This window comes from Microbacterium sp. Bi128, from assembly GCF_918698205.1.
In genome coordinates, this window is record NZ_CAKKMM010001310.1 from 1 (window position 1) to 1,423 (window position 1,423).

General features: G+C 59.5%; 2 protein-coding genes. Both read right to left on the reverse strand.

Annotated features, from left to right (window positions below):
• Window positions 1-212 (reverse strand): hypothetical protein (locus LQV45_RS32290; RefSeq protein WP_230011611.1); only part of this gene is annotated, 212 nt, incomplete at its 3' end.
• A 180-nt stretch (window positions 213-392) separates the two neighbouring features.
• Window positions 393-1,423 (reverse strand): glycosyltransferase (locus LQV45_RS32295; protein ID WP_230011613.1); only part of this gene is annotated, 1,031 nt, incomplete at its 5' end.

A 1,423-nucleotide genomic window follows, 5' to 3' on the forward strand; every position in this document is an offset into this window, starting at 1 on the left:
GTATGGGGCTCCTCGTCAGAGATTGGCGCGAAAGTTCCCGCAAGATTCTTGTCTCCGCGAGCCGCAGACACCTCCAGGTCCGGCAGGGCTGCCAGTTCTTCCCAGAGGTTCCGCAGACGCATGCCCGGAACCAGTTCGCCCGCAACCTGCATCTCGCAGCGCAAGTCGTCGAGTCCGCTGTCGTATTCGAAGGTGAGGACATCGACCGGCACTCCGGCTTCACGGACAAAGGCCCTCGAGCGTCGCAGAAGCGCGCTGGTCATCCCGCCGAAGTCCGCGGGTATCCCCCACGTGACGGCACAGTGATACCCCGACGGTAGTTCTATCGGCGAACGCAGCTGGTTATTTGTTGAAGACATTTGTGACTCGTATCTGTGGTTTCAAGTATGAGGTCAGGCGAAGCTGATACTCATGTTGCCGTGCACTGTTGCATACACACGGGGAGCTGCTTTGACTTCCGCCAACGGCATCCGTGTCACCGTAGTAGCCTCGCCGATTCTCGTCTCAAGAAAGACGTCGGCCGTGCTGCCGCCCATGGCATTAAGGACGTCCGACTCGAACGGGAATCTGACGGCATACCTGCCGGATGCGTCTTTGCTAAAGCCTGTTGATGCAACGCGGAAGAATGCTTCACCAGGCCGGAGACGGAGCCTGCAGTAGAAGGCCGGGACGCGTGCCTGCCAAATCGGCTGCTGCAGGCGCAGCCTTAGGGTGGCGCGCACCTCCAGGCCACCACCCGCGCTGTACAAACACGCTGAGTCTTCTATCTCTACCGTGTGGTCGTTCCCTTTGGTTCGCTTGCCCTCAGCTGCATGATTCATGGCCTCCACCCATTGCCGCACGACATTCACATCGGAGAAGTCGTCGGCCCTGGTTCGCGCAGCCTGGCGCATCTCCTGGACTTGCAACGGAGACATGTCGACGAACTCGGCTATGCAGCGTGCAAGTTCCTCGACGTTGCCATACTGCACAAGAAAGCCATTGACGCCATTGGTGATGATAGAGGCGGGTCCGTACGGCAGGTCATAAGCAATAGGGATGCACCCGGCGGCCATGCTCTCCACAATTACCAGGCCAAATGCCTCGGAGGTGCTGGTCAGCAGCGAAAAGGACGCGTCCTTGAAATGGGTTTGGGCGTTCGTGACATGGCCCATCAGCTGAACATTTTCGGTTTCGCTGAGATCGGTGATCAGTTCTTCCAACTGGGACCGCTGGGACCCATCGCCGAAGATCTTTAACCCGACGGGGGCCGACAACGTGGTGTTCGCCAAGTGGATGGCCCTGACAGAATGGTCAACGCGTTTCCGGTGGCTGAGGGTCGCGGCGTGCATTCCAGTTCGTTCGCTGCGCACGCTGTCAGCCTCCGGCGCAGCGGCAAGGGACCGTCCGTTCGGGATCACGTACCAGTTACCGGCCTGTGCAT